The 3,389-nt window shown below is 42.6% G+C and carries 5 protein-coding genes; 4 read left to right on the top strand and 1 reads right to left on the bottom strand.

The annotated features are described in order from the left end of the window. Positions 1-8 precede the first annotated feature (8 nt). Complete coding sequence (locus tag AACS98_RS08675) at positions 9-1,244, bottom strand: FIST signal transduction protein (RefSeq protein WP_066378374.1); 1,236 nt, start codon at positions 1,242-1,244, stop codon at positions 9-11. A gap of 397 nt (positions 1,245-1,641) precedes the next feature. On the opposite strand from AACS98_RS08675, the gene AACS98_RS08670 reads away from it, so the two are divergent. From AACS98_RS08670 to AACS98_RS08655, 4 genes are all read left to right on the top strand, one after another. Further along, a complete protein-coding gene (locus AACS98_RS08670) occupies positions 1,642-1,878 on the top strand; it encodes a Calvin cycle protein CP12 (RefSeq protein ID WP_066378373.1) in 237 nt (78 codons plus the stop codon). 265 nt (positions 1,879-2,143) lie between these two features. Continuing rightward, positions 2,144-2,320: a hypothetical protein gene (locus tag AACS98_RS08665; RefSeq protein WP_156481688.1), complete on the top strand. Its 177-nt coding sequence runs from the start codon at positions 2,144-2,146 to the stop codon at positions 2,318-2,320. Positions 2,321-2,505: 185 nt separating this feature from the next. Beyond that, positions 2,506-3,102 (top strand): DUF3177 family protein, encoded by a 597-nt coding sequence (locus tag AACS98_RS08660; protein ID WP_066378369.1) that lies wholly within the window; start codon positions 2,506-2,508, stop codon positions 3,100-3,102. A 40-nt stretch (positions 3,103-3,142) separates the two neighbouring features. After that, a partial coding sequence (locus AACS98_RS08655) for a DUF7734 family protein (protein WP_066378367.1) occupies positions 3,143-3,389 on the top strand: 247 nt, incomplete at its 3' end.

Here is a 3,389-nt window from a genome sequence, read left to right as displayed (position 1 = left end):
CTCATCCCCTAATCTTCCGCCAATTCTCGACAAATCCCAAATACTGAGGTGTAACCATGTATAAAAGTCCTACCGCCGACAGGGCCAATTTCGCCACCGCAAAAGAAGCCACCAACGGGAATATCTGGGAGATAAGTTTTAAATAACCCAGAATCAAAATTAGGTTTACCGTATAATCCTTCACCCCTTCCCACACAGGAAAACATTAAAGCGGCAGCAGCAGCATTGGGAGAGCCTTGTTGTTGATATCTTTCCAGAAGGAATTGCAAATCTTCAGCCGAGGCTTGAGCATCCCTTAAGTGGAATTGTAACCGTTGGCCGGGGCGGACAATATCACCAATAGCGATCGCCCCTCCTGTGGGATCTACCCCTAAAATACTGCGAATTAAAAAATCCCCTTGTTGTAAAGATAGTTTAAATTCATCCATTGCCACACCCACAAACAAAGAATGCTGTGCCAACATTCTCTCTTGTTCACTCAAACTCGCAATCAAATCTCGCAGCACCATCAAAGGTACTTTCTCATCTATTTCCAGAATGATATTACGTTCCGCCTTAGTCACTTGCACTGGCTCACCGATGGGTTTGCATCCCTGCGCCACAATCGTGTCTAAGACAATATTGCCACTCAAAGCCAAACCCACAGTCCCATCACGATAAAGGCATTGGTGCTGATTGCTGGCAGCATCATGGCAAAATAAAGCCAAACGTCCACCCAAACCCCCAGCACTAGCTTGTCCCCCCAAAATGACTGAGCCAGGATAGGCAAAATCTAACCCCTGTAATAAATCGTTAACTCCTGAAGAAAATGCACTAGACAGCAAAATAAACTGAGGTTTTGCCGATGGTTCTACACCAACTAAATCAATCCAAGCATCCGGGGAACTATCCAAATCAGGTAAATCTTCCGCCACAACATGAAAAACTTGCAAATCTACCCCTGGTAGGTGGGCTAAAGTTAAACTCAAGGCTGCTTCTGCTTCTAATTCTTGGGTTTGTCCACTAGCCGCAGTCCCAATTACACCACCCCCACTGCACCCAATCAGCACAGGTACAGACAGTTGTTCAGCTAACAAAGGCAACACCCTAGAATACTCACTGGCAAAAGCCGAAGAAATGAACACCAGTCCCAAATCCGCAGGTGCTGTTAACGACGACACAGCCCGTTGTACCACCTCTGCTACAGCTGCTTCTAAGGAAGGACGAGTTGATAGGGCATTTGCCCACTGCATACGATCTGCCATGAGTTTTGGGCTTCTTTTTCTTTTGTGGCTGGTAGTTGATGACTCTCCTGGGAAAAATCACATCCTCCGAACCTGGGAAATGTCAACCAAAGTTTTGATCATTAGTTCAGGGATTGCTCACCCCGGAAAGTCAGTATTAGGTTTTATAATATTCCCTAGTAGATGCACTCAATATAGTGTATCGTGCGTTTTTTCAGAGATTACTCTCTAAAATCTTAAAAGATAAATGGGAATCTAGGATAGATTTCACAGAATGTTGTAATTGTTATCAATACCTCAAGCTGCAACATTAGTTAATTCAGCTTATTCGGTAAAATGGTGATTGATTCCATAAAAGATTAGCAATTTTTGAAACTTTTCTGTACTGGTACTAACATCACACAACGAGACTAAAGCTATGACCGATACTCAACCACAAAACTTACAAGACCAAATCCAAGCAGAAGTAGAACAAGCCCGTGCTGTCTGTGATGTCTCAGGTAGCAACTCAGCCGAGTGTGCTGCGGCTTGGGATGCAGTTGAAGAATTGCAAGCTGAAGCCTCACACCAACGCCAAAACAAGCCCAAAAATTCCTTAGAACAATACTGCGATGACAACCCAGAAGCAGCTGAATGTCGTGTTTACGATGAATAAAAAGTCAATCTAGACTTTTTTTGAGCTAAAACACAAGCAACCAGAGGTTGTTGACAAATATTTTTCACCTAGCTCTGTGTACGCTAAACCTCTACTAAATCTCACTCCCACCTGTGGAATTGGGAACTTTTGACAGGGTAATTTTGACTGGGATTTGTACTCAGCACGGGCTAAAACCCCGCTAGGCTCACAAAACTCAGCACCACCCACCAACAAAATGAGGGCTTGTTTAAGCGTCACGAGTTGTTGATAGCGAAAGCTGTAGATGAAGCAAATCTACCAAAATTTGCTACAGTGGATGGAAAATATTCATGTTCAAACTCTGCAAGTTGCTTGTTTTTTTCTCCCCAAAACAGGTCAACTGGATAATAATGATGGCGACGGATGTAACGCCCATAACAATGACGCTACTCCCACACCACTTAATATCATGTCCGGCTAATTACTGATGATAAGTTTTCGATGCTGATCTTTTCTTGTTCCCTGTTCCCTGTTCCCTGTTCCCTGTTCCCTACCCCAACAGATATGATAACTATTCAAACGGACATGATATAAAATCCCACAAAGTCTAGGTATGGCGTGAAAATTATCAGTGTAAATATATATATTTAAAGTTTGACAAGAATTATGCAAAATGAAGTTTGGTTTCGCCAGTGGGTTTGGATAGACTACCGACTGGCAGTATTATTCCTCATGTTAATTCCCCTAATTCTCTTGATTTGGGCTTATGTGCAGAAATCTGAAGCCATACAACGGCTGTTAACTATTTATTGGCGAGTTTCTAGCTTACTAGCTATTACAGTTTATTTGATGATTGCTCAATACCCAGTCAGCTTTATTTCCGGGTTGATAGGATTGATTCTCATTCCTATTTCCCTGTGGTTCTGGGTGGATCTCAATGATGAAATTGAGTATTTACCCAGTAGCCCTTTAAAACTAACTTTGACATCTTGGCGTTGGGCTGTCACTGTTTATTGTATCTTAGGTGCAATAGCTTTTGTGCCTTTTGTGGGTTGTGCCTTTTCGAGCGATGTGAGCAAAACTCCTGAGTGTCTTGTCTGGTTTGAGGCTCCATTGTTATTTAAAGAGTATTTCCATCACAATAGTAAACACGCAATGTTAGGCTTTTTGGGTATAGTCGGCTTAGTAATTTATGTGGTTTATTTAAGCTACTTTATCCTTGTGAAGCTGGGTAAGCAGGGACGCTCGGCTACACAACAGTAAACTGTCGCTGCGCTGCAATTATAAATTTCAAGTTTCTAAGATGAGTTCCATAGGCAAGCGACTAGAACAATACACCATTAAACGCCCTCAAGAAGTCCTACTGGTGACAGTGGAAATCGGCGAAGAGCAAGATAAGGTAGCGATTTTCAAAGGTTTTTCTAGTTCTTTGATGCGTCCAACTGCTTTCGATCCTGAAGTGGCAGTCATCCCAGATGAGGCAACAATTATGACTGTTGACCGGATAGCTAGCCCTTATAATCCTGAAAGTCCCCGTTATATCCAAAGAC

Source organism: Anabaena sp. CA = ATCC 33047, from assembly GCF_963870205.1.
Classification (GTDB): Bacteria; Cyanobacteriota; Cyanobacteriia; order Cyanobacteriales; family Nostocaceae; genus Trichormus.
This window is presented reverse-complemented; position numbering and strand designations above follow the sequence as displayed.